Origin of the sequence: Algoriphagus sp. (genome assembly GCF_024642405.1) — a bacterium.
Lineage (GTDB): Bacteria > Bacteroidota > Bacteroidia > Cytophagales > Cyclobacteriaceae > Algoriphagus.
Genome location: NZ_JAHEBC010000048.1, coordinates 1 through 19,454, shown reverse-complemented (window position 1 = coordinate 19,454; position 19,454 = coordinate 1). Strand labels below are relative to the sequence as shown.

The following is a 19,454-nucleotide window of genomic DNA, read 5'->3' as shown; positions in this document are numbered from 1 at the left end:
ATTACAATGAGATCCCTGAAAATGAGCGAAGTGATTATGCTCAGTTATTTGTTCAATTAGACCCTTCAACCTTACCGCCCAGAAAGCTGGAAATCGTCAATGAGCTTCAACAAATCTTTTCCTCTTTTACTGGTGCAAGGATTGAAGTTAAGAATTTTGAGCAAGGACCACCGGTTATTGCTCCTGTAGAAGTGAGAATTTCCGGTGAAAATTTGGATACCCTTCGGAACCTTGCGGGCAAAGTTGAAAAGTTACTGAAAGAGACTGAAGGCACCATCTATGTCAATAATCCGGTTTCTAATCTTAAAACAGATATTAAAGTTGCCATTGAAAAAGATAAAGCAAGACAGCTTGGCGTAAACATAGCCGATGTGGATCAAACAGTCCGTCTTGCTATCGCTGGCCTTGAATTGGGAGATTTCACGGATAAATACGGAGATGAAAGATCAATTATTGTGTCCACACCAAGAAAGAAGAAAGCCTCTCTTTCTAATTTTGAAGGGCTCTATGTGAATTCCCAACAAGGGACGGGTATCCCATTGACACAAATTGCCTCTTTGGAACTTGAAAGCAGTACACTTACGATTGATCATTTTAATAAAAACCGTTCTGTTTCTGTGAGTTCGTTTGTGGATCAAAACTATCTTGCTGATAGGGTCATCTCAGACGTCATTTCTACTTTGGATCAAATTGATTTTCCCGAAGGGTATGGATATGTCATGGGGGGAGAATATGAAACCAAGCAAGAATCATTTGCCGGTTTTGAAACAGTAATAATCATTACGGTCTTTCTGTTTATCGCAGTTTTGATCTTATTATTCAAGACTTTTAAAAGTACGATTATAGTATTGTCCGTTATTCCTTTGGGAATAGTTGGCGCTTTAACGGCACTTTGGATTACTGGAAACTCCCTGTCATTTGTGGCGATTATTGGACTGATTGCCTTAGCTGGTATTGAAGTAAAGACTTCAATTCTTTTAGTGGATTTTACCAATCAGCTTCGACTGGAAGGGAAAAGTTTGGATAAAGCTATCCGGGAAGCTGGAGAAGTTAGGTTTTTACCGATCGTCTTGACTACGGTTACAGCTATTGGAGGCTTGATTCCCATTGCTATTTCCACCAATCCGCTGATCTCTCCGCTGGCAATTGTATTAATAGGAGGGTTGATAAGTTCTACCTTACTATCTAGAATAATCACCCCCGTTATGTATAAAATGCTGCCCCCAAGATTGAATAAATAATTCGACCGCTTTATTATTAAGAAGGCAGACAAAATTCCCATTAAACCGAAATCCAGACTATTTCTAGTTTGGCTTTCGGTATTTGAGTTCGTACTATTTATTATGTCACGCCTTAATTTTCCTGGATTTCTAATAAGTAGTAAAAATTCATTTTCATGAGTTTCGTTATTAATAATCATGTGAACTGACTTTTCTTTTTCAGCGATAAAAATTATTTTATTAAAGTGAAAAGCTCAACGTTCAGTTTTTGATTTCAAAGAAAGAAAGGCAATAGGCAATTGAATAGCCTTTTTATTGTAGGATTGCTAATCGGAGGTTTAATTCTTTAACAAATAATAAAATAATAATTGTTAAAAGATTTTAGGAAAGTCAAAATCAAGAGAGTTTTAAAACGCATTTTTTGTAACTTAGTTTCGAAATCGATTAAAGTTATGTCTTGAAAGATTATTTATACAAAGATTTTTTCTTTGTCTATCTTATTGACACAAAGGACTTAATGGATCAATTTAGAAAAGAATATTACTCGAATATGGACATAAAAGGCCTTTATTTGGCTATTCTATAGTCTTTTACAGTTTAAAGGATAATTTTCCGCTCGTGTAAAAATTGCCCTAATTCCGCCCTAAAAGCAGGATTTTTCTAAAAATTCTAAAAGAGTCCATTGTTTTTTGAATATAAAAAATGATAACTTTAAAACTCGATTTTAGTGTAGAAACCATTTAACCTTTATCAAAAGTCTATTTAAAAATCAAATTATGAGAAAGTTAATCGCTTTGTTCATGCTTGCAGGTATCATGTTTGTTCCTGTTTTCGCAAACGCACAAGAAGCAGCAGCTGATTCTGCAGCTCAAGAAGAAATGGCTCCTGTAGCAGAACCTGCTGCATCACCAACAATCATCGATGACGAGATCGTCGCTGAGGAGCAAAGCTTCCACCAAGTAGTAAAAGAGAAGTTTATTGAGGGTGATCCTTTGTATATGACTCCAGTATTGATCTGTTTAATTTTAGGTCTTGCTGTTGCTTTAGAAAGAATTATCACTTTAAATCTTTCTACTACTAACACCAAGAAATTGTTGGCAAAAGTAGAAGATGCTTTGTCTTCAGGTGGAGTAGAAGCAGCTAAGGATGTTACTAAAAACACCAAAGGACCTGTAGCTTCTATCTTTACTCAAGGATTGATGAGATACTCAGAAGGTATCGAAATGGTAGAGAAGTCCATCATTTCTTACGGTTCCGTTGAAATGGGCAGATTGGAAAAAGGTCTTGTATGGATCTCTTTGTTTATCTCTCTTGCACCAATGTTGGGTTTCATGGGTACGGTAATCGGTATGATCGGTGCATTTGACTCTATTGAGGCAGCGGGTGATATCTCTCCATCTCTTGTGGCAGGTGGTATCAAAATCGCTCTTTTGACTACAGTTGCTGGTTTGATCGTTGCGATCATCCTTCAGTTGTTCTACAACTATTGTGTGGCAAAAATCGATTCTTTGGTTAACGACATGGAAGATGCTTCTATCACTTTGGTGGACATCTTGGTGAAGCACAAATTGACTGGCAAATAAGCCTTCAATATTTGAGTTTCAATTATTAAAGTTAACCCCAAAGAAAGCTACATTATGGATACTTATGACATTTTATTATACGGTAGTTACTTACTAATTGCAATCGGAGCATTTGTTTCCATTGTAATGCCTTTAATCAAGTCTTTGGATAATCCAAAAAGCTTATTAAAGACTGTAGTGGGTATCGTTGGCATATTGGTGTTGTTCTTCATTGCTTATTCAGTATCTAGCAGCGAAGTACTTCCTAAATTTGAAGCAGAGCCTTTTAACTTGACTCCTGGAGGGTCTCAGTTGGTAGGTGGAATGCTTATAACTACATACATACTTGCGATTATGGCTCTTGCCGGAATCGTAATTACAGAACTCAATAAAGCGATAAAGTAATATGGCTAGAAAGAAAAATAGAATGGTCCAGGAGGTCAATGCAGGTTCTATGGCTGACATAGCTTTCTTGCTCCTGATCTTCTTTCTCGTCACTACTACCATTGCATCGGATAAGGGCATTTTGAATGTACTACCTCCAAAAGTTGATCCTAACGTTCCGCCACCAGACATCCAAAAGAATGAGCGTAATATTTACACCATTCTTGTCAACGCAAACGATGATCTTCTAGTAGAAGGTGAGTATAGAGAAAATGCCAATGGATTGGATAAGGATGTGAAAGCTTTTGTTTTAAACTTCGGTGCTCCGGATGAAGAATCAATAGCTCTTTATAATTCTCTTCCAGCTTCTCTTCAAGCAGAAGCAAGAAGAGATCCTGAATCCTCTGATTTTCCTGCTGAAGCTGTTGTTTCCATCAAAACAAATAGAGGTACGAGCTATGAGAAGTATCTTGAAGTACTTGACTTGGTGAAAAAAGCTTACTTCGATATCTATGCAACTAGAGCTAACTTATCTACAGATGAGTACAGAACTTTGGGTGGTAAGAATGACGCAGAACAAGCGCTCATAGACAAAGGAAAAGAAGGTATTGCAATGCAGATCTCAATCGCAGAACCAGATAAACTAGGAAGTAATTGATATGGGAAAGTTCGGAAAGAAAAATAAAGTATCTGAAAATATCCCGACCTCGGCGTTGCCGGATATTATCTTCATGCTTCTTTTCTTCTTCATGGTAACTACCGTGTTGAGAGATCAGGAGATATTGGTTGAGCAAAAAATTCCTCAAGCTACTCAGCTTCAAAAGCTACAGAAGAAAACTTTGATTTCTTACATATTCATTGGAAAGCCAAAAAACACCTCATTATATGGAACTGAGCCTAGAATTCAGGCGAATGATGCATTAATGAATACAGGTGATATTGTTCAGTGGGTAAACCAAGAAAGAGATAAGCTGCCTGAAGCAGATCGTGGAGGAATTACTATTTCAATGAAAGTGGATAAGGACGTGAAAATGGGTCCAATCTCTGATGTTCAAACAGAACTAAGAGAGGCTGATGCCAGAAGAGTTCTTTACGCTTCTGTTGGTAAAGTTCTAAAAGACTAAATAGAAACATTTCATTATATTTAAAGCTATCCCATGAAGGGATAGCTTTTTTTGTTTAAACCCATGCTAATAAAACTCTCAAATAAAAAGAAAGTCCAGAATGGTTGGGCGATGTATGATTGGGCAAATTCCGTTTATAGTCTTGTGATTACATCTACTATTTTCCCGGTTTATTACAATAGCGTTACAAAAGCTGTAGATGGAAGTGATAAAGTAAATTTCTTTGGATTTGAAATGATCAATACAGTTTTATATTCCTATTCCATTTCATTTTCATTTCTTATTATCGCAATTATTTCACCTTTACTTTCCGGAATAGCAGATGCTACAGGGAAGAAGCTGAGTTTCATGAAATTTTTTGCTTATCTGGGCTCAGTTTCCTGCGTGGGACTTTTCTTTTTTGATGGGAGTAATCTCGAATTTGGAATTATTTGTAGCATTCTTGCCAGTATCGGATACGCTGGAAGTATTGTTTTTTACAATGCATATTTACCCGAGATAGCAACGGAAAGCGAATATGACTTCTTAAGTGCAAAGGGATTTGCTCTAGGGTATATCGGCTCTGTTCTGTTACTTGTCTTAAACCTTTTGATGATTCAGTTTCCTTCCACTTTTATGATTCCAGATGATGGTATTGCTGCAAGACTTTCGTTCCTAATTACCGGTGTTTGGTGGGCAGGTTTTGCTCAAATTCCATTTAGGGTTTTACCTAAAAATCCATTTGGAAAAAATGTAACGAAAGAAATATTATCGAAGGGATACAAAGAAATCAGAAAGGTTTTTCTAAAAGTAAGGCAGATAGGGGTGATGAATAAATTTCTAGCTTCATTCTTCTTCTATTCCATGGGGGTGCAAACCGTGATGTATTTGGCTGCAAGTTTTGGTGATAAAGAACTAGGTCTTCCAGGTGATCAATTAATACTTACCATTTTGATCATTCAGTTTGTCGCCATCATCGGCAGTTACTTCTTTGCTTATATCTCTAAAAAATTCGGTAATAAATCCAGCTTAGTGATTATGGTTGTCATTTGGATTTTCATCTGCGGTGCTGCTTATTACGTTTACACGGTTTTTGAATTTTTTGCTTTAGCATTTGTGGTGGGTCTAGTAATGGGAGGAATCCAGTCTTTATCCCGTTCTACTTATTCTAAGTTAATTCCAGAGTCCTCAACTGATCATGCTTCTTTTTTTAGTTTTTATGATGTCACAGAAAAGATGGCAATTGTCTTGGGTACTTTTTCATATGGAGTTATCGAGCAACTAACAGGCAGCATGAGGAACAGCTCCTTGAGTCTAGGTATTTTCTTCTTAGTTGGATTAGGATTCTTATTACTTGTTACAATTCCGAAATCTCAATTAAACCCTAGTAAATTGCCTTAGTCATGCAAAAGATTCTTAAAGGTTCTCAAGTAAAAGAATTGGATTCCAGCCATATTAGAAAATCAGGTCAATCCAGTCAGGAATTGATGGAGGTTGCAGCTTTAGGATTTGTTCATTGGTATATTTCTCAATCAAAATTTGAGGAGTTCCCTATACTAATTTTTGTAGGAAGTGGAAATAATGGAGGAGATGGACTTGCAATAGCCAGAATTTTGACAAACCATAATTATAATGTGTCTGTTATTAAATGTTTTGAGAATATTAAAAAACTGTCCCCCGATGCATTAGATAATTGGAATCTCTTGCCAGATTCTGTTAAAATTTTTGATTTCGAAAACCTTCATTTACCAAAAGATGCGATTTTAATTGATAGTTATTTGGGTGTTGGGTTAAAAGGCGATTTAAGAGAAAGTTCAATTCCTGTAATTAGTCTAATCAATAAATTTGAAGGAATTGTTGTTTCCGTGGATCTCCCTAGTGGGATGCCATCTGATGGTTTTAGCACAAATATTTGTGTCAAGGCAGATTATACAGTCACGTTTGCTTTTCCTAAACTTTCTTTAATGCTTCCAGAAAATGGAGAATATGTCGGAGAGTTAGTTCAGGTGGAAATTGGGATTGAGGAAAGTACTTTTGAACAGTTTGATTCAGAATTTTATTTCATATTAAAAAATGATATCCCTAAGCTTCATCGAGAATTTAACAGGTTTGCCTACAAAGGAGATTATGGTAAAGTATTAATTGCCGGTGGAAGTCCTGGAAAAATGGGAGCTTTGATTTTATCTTCTAAGAGTGCTTTGCGTACCGGTTCTGGACTCGTTACCTGCCATGTTGAGGATACTGAAAGATATATTATACAAACAGCTGTTCCGGAAGCTATGGCGACTTGGGGACTTCTGGCAAACCTAGATTTTTATGATGCGATAGGAATTGGTCCTGGTTGGGGCCAAGAAGGGAGAAAGCATTTGCTAGATCAAATTCTGGAGGAGTACAAAAAGCCGGTGGTGATTGATGCAGATGGGCTAAATATATTGGCAAGGAATAAAGAATTACTTGAACATCTACCTAAAAACTCAATTTTGACTCCGCATATTGGAGAATTTAATCGACTCGTTGGAGAGGCTAAAGACCATCTTGACAGATTAAAAATGGCTAAAGAATTTGCCATTTCTTATAGTGCAATTTTAGTTTTAAAAGGAGCGAATACTGTCATTTCTCTACCCAATGGAGATCAATATTTTAATTCAACAGGAACGAAATATATGGCGACGGGAGGTTCCGGTGATGTGCTGACAGGAATGATCACTTCTTATTTAGGTCAAGGCTACAGCCCTGAAAATGCTGCGATTTGCGGCGTATTTCATCATGGATTGGCAGGAGAGATCGCGGGGGAACAGAAAAGAAAAGGGCTGATTGCTTCAGATTTGATTGAGGCGATTCCAGAAACGTACCTTCTCATGGATATTTCCTGATAGGAATTCATAACCCTTATTGTAAATCAGGCGATTGGCCAATATTATTTTTCAAATGAAAAACGAAAAACTTTTACTCTATACCTTAGCTCTCATCAATTTTGTCCATATGGTGGATTTTATAATCCTTATGCCATTAGGTCCTCAATTGATGAGGATTTTTGAAATCAGTCCTAGGGAATTTGGCTTATTAGTTTCTTCTTACACTTTCAGTGCTGGGTTTTCAAGTTTTTTTGGAGCTTTTTTTTTGGATAGGTTTGATCGAAAAAAAATCATGCTTGTCGTTTATGTAGGATTCACATTGGCGACCCTTGCTTGTGCTTTGTCACCAAGCTATTCATTCTTACTAGTTTCAAGGATTTTATCAGGACTTTTTGGTGGATTAACTTCTGCCTTGATTTTGGCAATCATAGGTGATGTAATTCCAAACGAAAGAAGAGGGGCGGCAATGGGATTGGTGATGGCGGCATTTTCAGTTGCATCGGTTTTAGGGGTGCCATTAGGATTGTTTTTAGCAAGTATTTCCAACTGGCATACTCCTTTTTTTATTTTGGCGGCAGTCTCATTTCTCAGCTTGGGAATGGTTTTGAAATTTATTCCTTCAATAAGAGAGCATTTGGATCAAGGGTATATCAGACCAAATCCTATGTTGGTTATATCTAGAGTCTTAGGAGATAAAAATCAAATGCGGGCTATAAGTCTTTCTGTGATGATGATGTTTGGTCAATTTATGATCATTCCATTTCTTAGTCCTTATTCTGTATCAAATATTGGTTTCACGGAGGTAGAGTTGACCTACATTTATATGGCAGGAGGAGCATTTACAATTTTCACTTCTCCTTGGGTGGGTAGGCTTTCGGATAAGCATGGTAAGCTAAAAATATTTACAATTTTCATGAGTTTGAATGTGATTCCAATAGGCATCATCACCCATTTGGGTCAAACTCCCATTCCTTATGTGCTACTTGTAAGCACCATGTTTTTTGTCACATCCAATGGAAGGTTCGTACCAGCAGCAGCTTTGGTTACCGGTACAGCAAAACCCGAAAATAGGGGTAGCTTTTTGAGTTTCAATTCAGCAGTCCAACAGTTGGCGATAGGCTTTGCATCTTTAATCGCAGGGTTTATTATAGGAGAAACTACTACCGGTGAATTGACTAATTTCAATATTGTGGGATATCTTGCAATTGTATTTAGTTTGTTATGTATTCCTTTAGCAAGAAGAATTAAAGTAGTAAGTTAATTCGTAGGAGTCTAGATTTGAATAGATACGATAACCATGATTATAGATTAATTTCAAAAATAATGGGATCTTTAGGTCATTCTTGTATGAGGTGCGGAACAGAACTTCAGGGCTCATTTTGCTCTAATTGCGGCGAAAAACGAATTGAAAATGAGGATAAAAAACTTAATCATTTTTTTGAAGAAGCAATTTCATCAGTTTTTGTGGCAGACGGGAAGTTTTTTAAAACAATAAAATTACTTTTAACTAACCCTGGGGAGCTCACAAAAAGTTTTGTAATAGGAATCAGGAAAAAATACCTTTCTCCACTTCAGCTCTTCTTTTTTGCGAATCTAATTTATTTTATTTTTCCTTTCATCTCAACGTTCAATACTTCTTTGGATGTCCAATTGAATAATCTTCCTTATAGTAACTCCATCCGTCCGGTTGTAGAATCCTACCTTCAAGAAAGCCAAAGGTCAATGAAGTCATTTACATTAGAGTTTGAAGGGGTTTCTTCTTCCAATGGAAAGCTTTTATTGATCGTCCTAGTTTTACTACAAGGGTTATTTTTGAAATTGCTTTTTTGGAAAAGGAAAAATCTGTTTTTGGTAGATTTTTTAGCTGGGTCGGCATATTTCTATGGGTTTTATATTCTATTTGTTCTCGTGTTGTTACCAGGCGTTATTATGCTATTTGGTGATATTATAGGAGTGTCCATTAATTCATTTTTTAATGAGCTAACACTATCTATTATCTTTCTCCTTGTGATAATAACATATATGTATTTTTTGATTAAAAAAGCCTATGATACCAGCACTATTGGATCTATATGGAGAAGTATTTTATTAGGGGCTTATATAATTCCCAGTTTTGTCATCTACAGATATATCTTATTCTGGGTTACCTATTGGATGGTGACTTGAGCAAAAAAAATCCCCAGTTTTTAATACTGGGGAATATAATTTAAAATTCTGCATTTCCTGGCGTTCTTGGGAAAGCTATCACATCTCTTATATTTCCCATTCCCGTTACAAATTGGACCATTCTTTCAAATCCCAATCCAAAGCCTGCATGGGGAGTCGCTCCGAATCTTCTGGTATCTAGAAACCACCACATTTCTTCTGTAGGGATGTTCATTTCTTCCATTCTCTGAAGCAGTACATCTAATCTTTCCTCTCTTTGAGAGCCTCCGATGATTTCTCCAATACCCGGGAAAAGTATATCCATTGCAGCAACAGTTTTTCCATCTTCATTTTGACGCATGTAGAAAGATTTAATTTCTTTTGGATAATCAGTCAGAATCACTGGTTTTTTGAAATGTTTTTCCACCAAGTATCTTTCGTGTTCTGACTGCAAATCTGCGCCCCAATCATCAATTAGGTATTGAAATTTCTTTTTCTGATTTGGCTTGGACCTTTTCAGAATATCAATTGCTTCCGTATAGGAGATTCTGACAAACTCGTTGTCTACAACAAATTTTAGTTTATCTAATAATCCCATTTCTGAGCGCTGATCAGCTGGCTTGGATTTTTCCTCATCCAACAATCTGGATTCTAAAAACCTCAAGTCATCTTGGCAATTATCGAGCGCATATTGAATCAGGTATTTTAAGAAATCCTCAGCTAAATCCGCATTGTCTTCTGCATCATAGAATGCCATCTCCGGCTCGATCATCCAAAATTCTGCAAGGTGACGAGTCGTATTAGAATTCTCTGCTCTAAAAGTTGGACCAAACGTGTAGATTTCTGATAATGCCATAGCAGCCAATTCTCCTTCTAACTGTCCGGAAACAGTTAAATTCGCCTCACGTTCAAAGAAATCCTTTCTGTAATCAATATCTCCCGATTCATTTTTAGGAGGATTTTTAAGATCCAAGGTTGTCACTTTGAAAGTCTCTCCAGCTCCTTCAGCATCAGATGCTGTGATAATCGGTGTGTGGATATAAAAGAATCCTTTATCGTTGAAATATTTATTAACTGCAAAAGCCAGTGCATGTCTCACTCTGAATACTGCTCCGAAAGTATTTGTCCTCATTCTTAAATGAGCGATATCCCTTAGAAATTCCAAAGAATGCTTTTTTGGTTGAAGGGGATACTTTTCTGGATCCGCTTCGCCTAATACTTCGACAGATATGGCATTCAACTCAGATGCTTGTCCAGCTCCCATGGATTCTACAACTTTCCCAGTGACTTTTAAGCAGGAACCTGTAGTGCATTTTCTTAAGATATCTTCAGAAATAACATTTGGATCCGCTACAATTTGATAATTCGTAATTGTTGAACCGTCATTGAGAGCAATGAAAGAAACATTTTTATTGCTTCTTTTTGTGCGGACCCAACCCATAAGCGTGATTTCTGTTCCTACTGGATTTTCATCCAGAATGGTCTTGATTTTGACCCGTTTGTTAAATGCCATTAGGAGAATTTAGTTATGGAAATTTTCTGTTTCCGAGAAATATTAATTGGAATGCAAAAAAACGATTAAATAAGCTTTTTATCAAAAAATTGCTTGTTTTTCCTAACTTTGGGTATGAGGCTTTTTCACTTGAAAAGGCCTTTTTTGAACCCAATTCTAGGTTTTATTTGATTTCTAATGCAAAAGCTAAATCTTAGCCAGTCACTTTCTCAAAAACTATCTCCTCAGCAGATTCAATTTATCAAATTGTTGCAGGTTCCTACCGCAGAATTGGATACTAGAATTGAAGAGGAGTTGGAAATTAACCCTGCTCTTGAGGAAGGAAAAGAGGAAGATTCAGATAGTTCCCAAGATGAATTTGAGGATAATTACGAAGAGGATACAACGCAAGATGACAGAGACGTTAATATTGATGATTATCTAGATGATGAATATGGGGGATATAAAATGCAAGGGGATGGGAATTATAATCCTGATGAAGAAGACAGGGAAATACCTATTTCCAGTCAATCTTCTTTGCATGAGCAATTGGTTTCCCAACTTAATTTTTTAAAACTTGATGATCGTCAAAGAATTATTGGGCACCAATTAATTGGGAGTATTGAAAACGACGGATATATTCGACGTGATCTGGATGCAATTATTAATGATTTGGCATTTAGCCAAAACATAGAAACAGATGTCGATGAACTCGAAGAAATACTCAGGAAGATTCAGACGTTTGATCCCGCTGGAATTGCCTCTAGAAATCTTCAAGAATGTCTGGTATTGCAACTAGAAAGAAAAGAACATCCTGAAGATCCTACGGTCATCAATGCTTTAAAAATCATTCATGAGTGCTTTGATGAATTTACAAAGAAGCATTATTCTAAAATTCAAAAGAAGTGTGATTTAACTGAAGAACAAACCAAGGATGCTGTCAATCTTATAACAAAATTGAATCCTAAACCAGGAGGAGTTGCGGACGGTTTAGTAAGAACACAATATATAATTCCTGATTTTATCCTTACCAACACTGCCGGAAAAATGGAGATCAGCTTAAATTCCAGAAATGCTCCGGAATTGAGAGTTTCCAGATCATATTCCGAAATGTTTGATGCCTACGATAAAAGTGATAAGAAGGATAAAAAATTAAAAGAGACTGTCACTTTTGTCAAACAAAAGTTAGATGCTGCTAAATGGTTTATTGATGCCATAAAACAAAGGCAAAACACTTTGCTGAGAACTATGGAGGCTATATTAAATTATCAAAAAGAATTTTTTATAGATGGGGATGAAACCAATCTTAGACCAATGATACTTAAAGATATTGCTGAAAGAATCGATATGGATATTTCTACGGTATCCAGAGTAGCAAATAGTAAGGCAATTCAAACTGAATTTGGGGTTTATCCTTTGAAATACTTTTTCTCTGAAGGGATCGCAACAGATAGCGGAGAAGATGTGAGTAATAGAGAAGTTAAATCTGTGCTTCAGGCAATGGTTGATGCGGAGGATAAAAAGAAACCTTTATCTGATGATAAACTTGTGAAAATGCTAAATAAGAAGGGATATAACATTGCCCGTAGAACGGTCGCAAAGTATAGGGAACAACTGCAAATACCTGTTGCAAGATTAAGAAAAGAACTCTAGTGCCGAGATATATTGCTCTATTTATTTCAGTTGTCTTTCAGCCATTATTAGTTCCGACTTTAGTTTTTGGACTGATTCTCTTTTTAGTTCCTGAGGCAAGCAGTATTCCAGATTCATTTAAAGGAAGAATTTTTCTCTTGATTGTATTGTCAACTTTGGTTATACCAATGGTAACGATTTTTGGACTTAGACTAAGTGGGACTTTAAAAAGTATTCACATGGTTGATATTAAAGACCGAATTATTCCATTCGTTATCACCACAATCTATTTTCTTCTGACAACGTATTTCTTACATGATAAAGGCGAATTAGACCCGATTTTATGGCAAATTTTAGGGATTATTTCCACTTCCATTGTTGGTTTGACCTTAATCACATTTTTTTGGAAAATGTCAGCTCATATGACAGGTATGGGAGGGTTACTCGCAACTGTTGTAGTGCTTAGTATGAAATTCCCGACCTTCCATGCACTTTATCCGCTATTAGGAGCAATAATCCTGTCTGGTATAGTTTGTACTGCGAGATTATACTTAAATGCACATAAACCCTTGGAAACCTATTTCGGGTTTATTTTCGGATTTGTTTTATGCTTTATAGGATTTAATCTGATCTACCCTTGAAAAAAGTTTTAAAAAAATAGGGGCAAAAAAAAACCGAGCTATTAAACTCGGTTTTTCTTAAAGTATTTTTTTAGAAAACATTGACAGCAACTCCAAAATTAATTTGTGTTGCTTCCGTTCCGAATGGGCCTCTTCCCTCTTGGAATGTTTTGTTTAATCCATAATAAAACCAAGTATAAAAGCCGGGAGATCCAGCTTTAAACGTCAATCCATATCTGAACTTTTCAAGTCCATAATTTTGAGAATCCTTTACTTTTCTCTTCAAGCCATCTGAATCTGTGTACTTGATCTTTGAATGGGCTTCATATAAAAAGCCAAATTTCCCTCCAATAGACATTCTAAAACCTTTGGTATGGTTTGTTTTATTAAGATGGTAGGTAAAGTCCAATGGAATATCGAAGTAATTGGCAGCAAAGGTATTTGTCTTAAGTCTGATGTTGTCACCATAAACTTCTGAAATATTCAATAGCTCACTTGATTCTGGTCCTATGAGTTCATTATTAAATAAGTTTTGAGCCTCTTTGAATGCATATTTGTCTGTGCCTACCCCAATACCTGGATTGATGGTCATTCCGGAGGTTTCTCCAAAGATTTTGATTGGGTGTTGGAAGTAAACATTGAAAGTTCTTGACCTAAAGAAGTTTAATGACATATCTTCCGGTCTATTGTTAAGCTGGTTGAATCCAAACTCAAAGGATAAATCGCTAGGAATATTTGGTCTACCTCCAATTGGAGTTTTTGGTCCTTCTTGGGCAAAAGACGATTGCAAAAGAACCAAAGTGAACAAAACTGTATATATTTTTTTCATTAAATAGGGATTGAATTTTTAATTCATCGCGGGCAAAAATATGAATTCCTGAAGGAATAACCCTGTTTTCGGTCTTAATTATTCTTAAGTATATTTCGAATTAACTTTTTAAAAAGTTTTTTTCTAAAACTTAAGTGTTTGATAAAAAAGGAAAATTAAATACCTTTGCATTCCATTTTGGCTTCGTAGCTCAACTGAATAGAGCACCTGATTACGGCTCAGGAGGTTTCAGGTTTGAATCCTGACGAGGTCACAAGGTAAGAGCTTCATAGGAAACTATGGAGCTTTTTTGTTTTTAAATACTTGTTTATCATAGCGTTTCAAGAATTGATGGGGCTACCATTTATTTCAATTTTAAACGAAGTTTTCAAATGAATGAATTTTTATCCATTTTTAACTTCTGTATTTTAAAGATTAAATGAAGAATTGTCTCCCTTTTGTGTTCCTCTTATTGATGGGCTGTAGTCTCTTTGAAGATACCAAATTGGTAGATATTCAAAAGATAGATGGGCCATGCATTATTATACTTAAAGATGGTTCGACTATTGAAACAACCGGTGGGATAGAAGTTACCAAAAGATATGAGGGGATTACCTATCGTGATGAAGATGGAAAAATTTGGTCCTTATTCAAGGAAGAGTACGAATCTTACTCCTGCGGTAACTAGATAAGAATATTAAAAAAGCAGCCCTAAGGCTGCTTTTATTTTTTAGTGGGCTGTTGATACCGCAGGTTTCGAACCTTTCTGCCAAAAATAGAAAATTGTAAATAGTACAATTAATATGGCCGGGAATAACATCAAGTTTTGAAGCGTAGCTTGGCCTGCTGCTAATTCTAATGCTTCACCACTTAGTCCTTCAGCTGCTTTTTCAGCAAGTGATCCATCAATCCAAGATCCAATTACTGGTTGCCATATTGCAGTAGAAAACATTCCTATTCCTCCAATGATTGACATTCCTAAAGCACCACTTAATGGAACTCTTTGGGCTACAGATCCCACCATGACAGGCCAGAAATAGCCTACTCCTAGTGCGAAAATCACAGCCGCAACATAAGCTAAAGGTCCAGTTACAGTACTGAATAAATAAATACCCAAAGTTGCTAAAACAGCTCCTAAAAGCAGAACTCCTGTTTGGCCTAAATTACTTACTACAGGACCTGCAAAGAATCTTGCGACAGCCATTACCCCAGTGGTTAAAGCGAGAATCAACATTGGGCTAGCACCACTTGCTCCCATTATTAAACCTACCCATTGTTGTGGACCAAACTCAGATATTGCAGTTAGAGACATTGCAATGAATAAGAAGATAAATACCGGTGAAAACATTGCTTTCAAATTCTGTGTAATAGACATTGCTTCGTCTTCATGTGGCTTAGGAAATGCCTTTCCAAAGAAAAGTACTGCATAAATTATTGTAGGGATCATTAATACCCACATTTGCATTTGCCAGCTAGCACCGAAATCGGTCATAAACTTAGAAATCAAACTTCCTACTACAATCCCACCTGGGAACCACATATGGAATCTATTGAGCATTTTATTCATTTTAACACCCGTATACATATCCGCAATCATAGGATTACAAGCAGCTTCTGTACAACCATTTCCAAATCCAATAAAGAGTGTTGATAACAATAGAGTTGTGTATCCACCGGCGAAAATTGTAAGAACTATGCCCAAAGTGTGCATTACAAAGGCAATCCGCATAATATTAGCGGGTCCAACAACATGGTAGAATAATCCTCCAAGAATCATTGAGATTGGAAATCCAAGGAACCACATAGAGTTGATGAATCCCAACTGTTCTCCAGAAAGACCAAATTGTTCCCCTAACTGGGGTAAAATCCCCGCCCTAATTGCAAATGTAAAGGCGGTAGTGATAAGTGCGAAACAGCTTGCATTGAAGAGCGCGCTTTTGTTGATGGTTTGAGTCATAAGCTAGGTATTTTGGTTATGGGGTCATTAATTAAAACGTTTTAAACAGTTGAAAATAGGAAAAATATCGGATTTGGTCTTTTCCGATTAAATAAAATTTTATCGATTCAAAAATGAAAAATTATTTTATCACAAGAAGCGAACTAGTTACTTTTTCTTCAAATCCGTATTCGTCGTTTCTCAATAAGATTATAACCACATAAGTTCCACTTGGGATCGTGCCTCCCTCTATGTTTCCATCCCATTGAAGGATAGGCGATTCTACTGGGATTTCTGTCGCAATATCATGATGGATCAATGAGCCTTGTCGGTTAAGAATGAATAATTCGGCCTCTGAAACGCCTTCGCTCAGTAATACACGGAAGTCCTTTTGGGGATTTCCCAAGACCATTGCATTGGGATAAACGACATTGAAATTACAAGCGTCATAGGTGCTGAACTCAGCTGTGAACTCACAGCCATCTTCGGTAGTGACTACTAATAGGTAATCTCCGACGTCCTGCGGCTTGTAAATTGGATTGGAGGAAACCAATTGATCTTCAAAGTACCACTTATATTCTGCAAACTCCCCTGGGTCTATTGGAGAGATTGTATTGTCTTTAATAGAGCAGAAAGCGTAAGAGTCTTCTATCACTGGTGGAGTGGTAAACATACTTTCTTCTACTTCGATTAAACTTCTACCTATTTCGCAACCTAATCTATTATAAACCACTGCTTCATAAGTACCTTCTTGCTCAGCTTGAATTTCGAAGAAATCGTCGAATTGAGTCAAATTGACCCGGTTATTGCTAAGATCATAGAATATCCATTCTGTATGGGTAACTTCTTCTTCATCTGTAAATAATGAAACAGTCGCTTGGTAGGGTACAGGGCATATTTTAGTTGCCTCCAATTCTACTTCAACGTTTAAAATAGGTTGAGTAATTTCAAAATTGATTTTCTCTACAGGACAATAACCACTACCTAACGGTTGCACAATAAGTGAGTGGGTCCCATATTCAGAATGATAAAAAATTGGACTTCTCCCAACAATTTCACCATCCGGATTTTGCCAACGAATGCTAGCTTGATCTGGAGAAATTCCCTGAATTTTCGCTTCGTATATTTTATTCCCAAAACAATCCTCTTCTATTAATTCGACCTCAAAAGAAATAGATTGAGAAAGTGTTGTTGTAAATTTCCTAACACGAGGACAGTCATCCAGATTAGGATCATTAGAAACCCCGAGCAATTCATAGTCTCCAGCTTCAGTTAAAACAAACCCATTATCAGAATTCACCTGCTCCTCTCGCCCGTCTGGATATTTGAGAGTAAATAGTAAATCCTGGTCAGTTTCCGGAACTAAGTCGTAAACTTCACAAATATTTATGATTTCGGGAATTGAGAAATCTACTTCTTCCGCTTTTTCTATTACTATCGTCTTAAATGGATAGGTACATCCTCCAATAATTAATTCAACAAGGTAAGAACCATCCGATAATGTAATGTCTTTGCTTGACTCATTGTTAAATAATCCTGAAGCAATTATTCCAGATCGTTTAGACAAAACTCTAAATTCACCTGTCACCGATGTAGGGAATTTTATAGAGAGGTTTCCGGGTGTTATCCCTCTTGAATTACAGGTTTCAGGAGTTTCTTCATATTGTACATCCAGTAGGGTTGATGGGTTTTCTGGTATAGCGGCAATCTCTATTAGTTTGGTGACTTGACAACCGTTCTGATAAGCACTTACAGTATATATTTTGGGGATTATGTTTGAAAAGGGAAGTATTTGCCCTGCCGATATATTGGTTTCTGTGATACCAAGTTCAGGAATAAATAAGGAGTCAAGATCAGATTGAGTGGTAATTTGAAATCCACCGGATGGATCTGAACAGCTCAAAGGTTGACTTGAAATAGTTAAGTTGAATTTCGGAGAGTCTTTCACAAAGAAAAACTTTTTTCTTTCAGAGCTACAATCTGGGAATTCAGGGTCAAAAGCTTTAAATGATACTTCAAAATAGCCAGTCCCATTAATTTCTTCTGATGTAATCCTTTTTTCAAAACCTGAACCTAGACTTGTTTTTTCGGTTTCGTTATCTTTTCTCATAAACCATTCCCCAGAAAGTGGAGTGTCCAATGAGAATACAATGTCTTCTCCTTCACATATTTCTTCGGAACTCTGAAGAACCTTAAAATCTATAGATGGGCCAACAAAAGTGGAAGCTGTAATTAAACAGTCTTGCCCACCTTCTGAATTGAGCAAAAAGATTTCAACTTTGTAATAACCTTCATAATAAGCTTGAATCGTATTTCCAGTAGCTAATTCACTACCCAGAACATCCTTCCAGATTATGGAGTATTCCTCAACATTGGAAGTGGTAGAATTAATAGCTGTTAATTCCACTGAGTTACCATCGCAGAGTAAATAATCTGGTAAAAGAACTAATTCCGGGCCTTTCTTAACATTAACTTCTAGTGTTTCTTCATAAAAGTCACTTTCATTATTCCTTCTTACATTCAACTTGACTTGGTAGGTTCCGATCTCATTAAATGAAACTTTAATTGTTTCATATTGGGTACCACCTCCGGATTGTTTGAAGATTTCATCCCCATTTTGATTGGTGACTACCCAAGAGTAAACATCAGTTGTGGGATCGCCTCCTCCGCTATAAGTACCAATTACACCACCAAAAATTATACATAGGTATTCAGGACCTGTTAATTCTAAAATCGCAAACTCATCTTTTTCCAAAAATGGCTGATTGGATTCATTAGAACTGAAGGCATAAAGAGATGTTGAACCAGAAATTATACTGATCCAAATCAATAATATTCCAAATTTCCAAAATGGAAATTGGTTCTTTGCTTGCAAAATTTCTTTTTTTATGGGTGTGTGCAAATTTACCTATTTGTACCGGATAAACTTTAATGTTTATAAAGTTCATTTTTTATAGTTCAAAGTTTATTCCATATTAATTGCAAGCCAAAAATTAATTTTTGGAATATTGGCTATTAACTATTTCAAAAAATGAAGTCTATCTAACAAAAACCCAATCGGTTTCTGAACTCAGGTTTTCTGAATACTCATATCCTTCCTGATTGAAACTCTTAAGATCCTGAGGTTCGGTAATTCTATTTTTGATGGCAAAATTAGTCATCATACCCCTAGCTTGTTTTGCAAAAAATCCAATAACTTTATAGCTATCGTCTTTATATTCTTTGAAATGGATGGTAACCAAAGGGGACTTTAGCGATTTTTGATCAACAGCCTTAAAATATTCTTGACTTGCTAGATTAACTATTGTTTCCCCTTGAGCGACTTTGTTGATAGCCTTCGCTATTTTCTTATCCCAAAATTCATATAGATTTTTCCCCTTTCTGTTTTCAAGCTTAGTTCCCATTTCCAATCGATAGGGCTGGATTAAGTCCAGAGGCTTTAGCAAACCGTAAAGTCCCGAAAGAATTCTTAGGTGCTCTTGAGCAAATTCAAAGTCAGACTCATCATATTGGTCCACATCAATTTTTGTATATACGTCACCTTTAAATGCTAAAAGCGCTTGTTTCGAATTTTCAAAATTATACTCTTTTTGAAAGGTTTTATATCGCTCTTTGTTAAGTGTAGCAAGGGAATCACTTATGTCCATCAAACCTGAAATCTCATTTGCAGACTTCTTTTTCATTAAGCGAACAAGAG

At 36.4% G+C, this 19,454-nt stretch carries 17 protein-coding genes and 1 tRNA gene; 13 read left to right on the top strand and 5 right to left on the bottom strand.

Going from position 1 to position 19,454, the window contains the following annotated elements; all coding sequences use genetic code 11:
* The 9 genes from Q0L68_RS05960 to Q0L68_RS05920 all read left to right on the top strand — a co-directional run.
* Positions 1 to 1,241, top strand: a 1,241-nt coding sequence (locus Q0L68_RS05960) for an efflux RND transporter permease subunit (RefSeq protein ID WP_296700765.1), incomplete at its 5' end; no start/stop codon positions are given.
* Between the two features lie 755 nt (positions 1,242 to 1,996).
* A complete protein-coding gene (locus Q0L68_RS05955) occupies positions 1,997 to 2,803 on the top strand; it encodes a MotA/TolQ/ExbB proton channel family protein (protein WP_296700764.1) in 807 nt (268 codons plus the stop codon).
* Between the two features lie 54 nt (positions 2,804 to 2,857).
* Positions 2,858 to 3,187 (top strand): hypothetical protein, encoded by a 330-nt coding sequence (locus Q0L68_RS05950; protein WP_296700761.1) that lies wholly within the window; start codon positions 2,858 to 2,860, stop codon positions 3,185 to 3,187.
* Between the two features lies 1 nt (position 3,188).
* A complete protein-coding gene (locus tag Q0L68_RS05945) occupies positions 3,189 to 3,824 on the top strand; it encodes a biopolymer transporter ExbD (RefSeq protein WP_296700759.1) in 636 nt (211 codons plus the stop codon).
* Position 3,825: 1 nt separating this feature from the next.
* Entirely contained in the window at positions 3,826 to 4,290 is a 465-nt protein-coding gene (locus Q0L68_RS05940; RefSeq protein WP_296700758.1) for a biopolymer transporter ExbD, read from the top strand.
* Between the two features lie 63 nt (positions 4,291 to 4,353).
* A complete protein-coding gene (locus Q0L68_RS05935) occupies positions 4,354 to 5,670 on the top strand; it encodes an MFS transporter (protein WP_296700757.1) in 1,317 nt (438 codons plus the stop codon).
* Positions 5,671 to 5,672: 2 nt separating this feature from the next.
* Entirely contained in the window at positions 5,673 to 7,142 is a 1,470-nt protein-coding gene (locus Q0L68_RS05930) for an NAD(P)H-hydrate dehydratase (RefSeq protein ID WP_296700756.1), read from the top strand.
* Positions 7,143 to 7,197: 55 nt separating this feature from the next.
* The gene (locus tag Q0L68_RS05925) at positions 7,198 to 8,385 is read left to right on the top strand and encodes an MFS transporter (protein ID WP_296700755.1); all 1,188 of its coding nucleotides are present in this window, start codon (positions 7,198 to 7,200) and stop codon (positions 8,383 to 8,385) included.
* A gap of 17 nt (positions 8,386 to 8,402) precedes the next feature.
* Positions 8,403 to 9,290 carry a DUF3667 domain-containing protein gene (locus Q0L68_RS05920; protein WP_296700753.1) on the top strand — a complete coding sequence of 296 codons (888 nt, stop codon included), beginning with the start codon at positions 8,403 to 8,405 and terminating at the stop codon, positions 9,288 to 9,290.
* A gap of 40 nt (positions 9,291 to 9,330) precedes the next feature.
* On the opposite strand, the gene asnS is transcribed toward Q0L68_RS05920, so the two are convergent.
* Positions 9,331 to 10,782, bottom strand: coding sequence for an asparagine--tRNA ligase (gene asnS / locus Q0L68_RS05915; protein WP_296700751.1), 1,452 nt, complete (start codon positions 10,780 to 10,782; stop codon positions 9,331 to 9,333).
* Positions 10,783 to 10,959: 177 nt separating this feature from the next.
* Here asnS and rpoN point away from each other — a divergent pair, with 177 nt between their 5' ends.
* A complete protein-coding gene (gene rpoN / locus Q0L68_RS05910; protein ID WP_296700749.1) occupies positions 10,960 to 12,414 on the top strand; it encodes an RNA polymerase factor sigma-54 in 1,455 nt (484 codons plus the stop codon).
* Entirely contained in the window at positions 12,414 to 13,034 is a 621-nt protein-coding gene (locus Q0L68_RS05905; protein ID WP_296700747.1) for a PA-phosphatase, read from the top strand. The genes rpoN and Q0L68_RS05905 overlap by 1 nt, the downstream gene beginning before the upstream one ends.
* Before the next feature lie 70 nt (positions 13,035 to 13,104).
* On the opposite strand, the gene Q0L68_RS05900 is transcribed toward Q0L68_RS05905, so the two are convergent.
* Positions 13,105 to 13,842 carry a porin family protein gene (locus tag Q0L68_RS05900; protein ID WP_296700745.1) on the bottom strand — a complete coding sequence of 246 codons (738 nt, stop codon included), beginning with the start codon at positions 13,840 to 13,842 and terminating at the stop codon, positions 13,105 to 13,107.
* A gap of 179 nt (positions 13,843 to 14,021) precedes the next feature.
* Here Q0L68_RS05900 and Q0L68_RS05895 point away from each other — a divergent pair.
* Together Q0L68_RS05895 and Q0L68_RS05890 are read left to right on the top strand one after the other, a co-directional pair.
* A tRNA-Arg gene (locus Q0L68_RS05895) sits at positions 14,022 to 14,095 on the top strand.
* Positions 14,096 to 14,260: 165 nt separating this feature from the next.
* Complete coding sequence (locus Q0L68_RS05890) at positions 14,261 to 14,509, top strand: hypothetical protein (RefSeq protein ID WP_296700741.1); 249 nt, start codon at positions 14,261 to 14,263, stop codon at positions 14,507 to 14,509.
* Between the two features lie 42 nt (positions 14,510 to 14,551).
* Here the strand turns inward: Q0L68_RS05890 and Q0L68_RS05885 are convergent, their stop codons facing one another.
* The 3 genes from Q0L68_RS05885 to yaaA form a co-directional block, all read right to left on the bottom strand.
* Positions 14,552 to 15,778 carry a sugar MFS transporter gene (locus tag Q0L68_RS05885; protein ID WP_296700737.1) on the bottom strand — a complete coding sequence of 409 codons (1,227 nt, stop codon included), beginning with the start codon at positions 15,776 to 15,778 and terminating at the stop codon, positions 14,552 to 14,554.
* A gap of 121 nt (positions 15,779 to 15,899) precedes the next feature.
* Positions 15,900 to 18,632: a hypothetical protein gene (locus Q0L68_RS05880; protein ID WP_296700736.1), complete on the bottom strand. Its 2,733-nt coding sequence runs from the start codon at positions 18,630 to 18,632 to the stop codon at positions 15,900 to 15,902.
* Positions 18,633 to 18,795: 163 nt separating this feature from the next.
* Positions 18,796 to 19,454 (bottom strand): peroxide stress protein YaaA (gene yaaA, locus Q0L68_RS05875; RefSeq protein ID WP_296700734.1); only part of this gene is annotated, 659 nt, incomplete at its 5' end.

Coding starts and splice junctions, on each gene's coding strand:
- Q0L68_RS05955 (WP_296700764.1), top strand. CDS start 1,997: ATGAGAAAGTTAATCGCTTTGTTCATGCTTGCAGGTATCATGTTTGTT.
- Q0L68_RS05950 (WP_296700761.1), top strand. CDS start 2,858: ATGGATACTTATGACATTTTATTATACGGTAGTTACTTACTAATTGCA.
- Q0L68_RS05945 (WP_296700759.1), top strand. CDS start 3,189: ATGGCTAGAAAGAAAAATAGAATGGTCCAGGAGGTCAATGCAGGTTCT.
- Q0L68_RS05940 (WP_296700758.1), top strand. CDS start 3,826: ATGGGAAAGTTCGGAAAGAAAAATAAAGTATCTGAAAATATCCCGACC.
- Q0L68_RS05935 (WP_296700757.1), top strand. CDS start 4,354: ATGCTAATAAAACTCTCAAATAAAAAGAAAGTCCAGAATGGTTGGGCG.
- Q0L68_RS05930 (WP_296700756.1), top strand. CDS start 5,673: ATGCAAAAGATTCTTAAAGGTTCTCAAGTAAAAGAATTGGATTCCAGC.
- Q0L68_RS05925 (WP_296700755.1), top strand. CDS start 7,198: ATGAAAAACGAAAAACTTTTACTCTATACCTTAGCTCTCATCAATTTT.
- asnS (WP_296700751.1), bottom strand. CDS start 10,782: ATGGCATTTAACAAACGGGTCAAAATCAAGACCATTCTGGATGAAAAT.
- rpoN (WP_296700749.1), top strand. CDS start 10,960: ATGCAAAAGCTAAATCTTAGCCAGTCACTTTCTCAAAAACTATCTCCT.
- Q0L68_RS05900 (WP_296700745.1), bottom strand. CDS start 13,842: ATGAAAAAAATATATACAGTTTTGTTCACTTTGGTTCTTTTGCAATCG.
- Q0L68_RS05890 (WP_296700741.1), top strand. CDS start 14,261: ATGAAGAATTGTCTCCCTTTTGTGTTCCTCTTATTGATGGGCTGTAGT.
- Q0L68_RS05885 (WP_296700737.1), bottom strand. CDS start 15,778: ATGACTCAAACCATCAACAAAAGCGCGCTCTTCAATGCAAGCTGTTTC.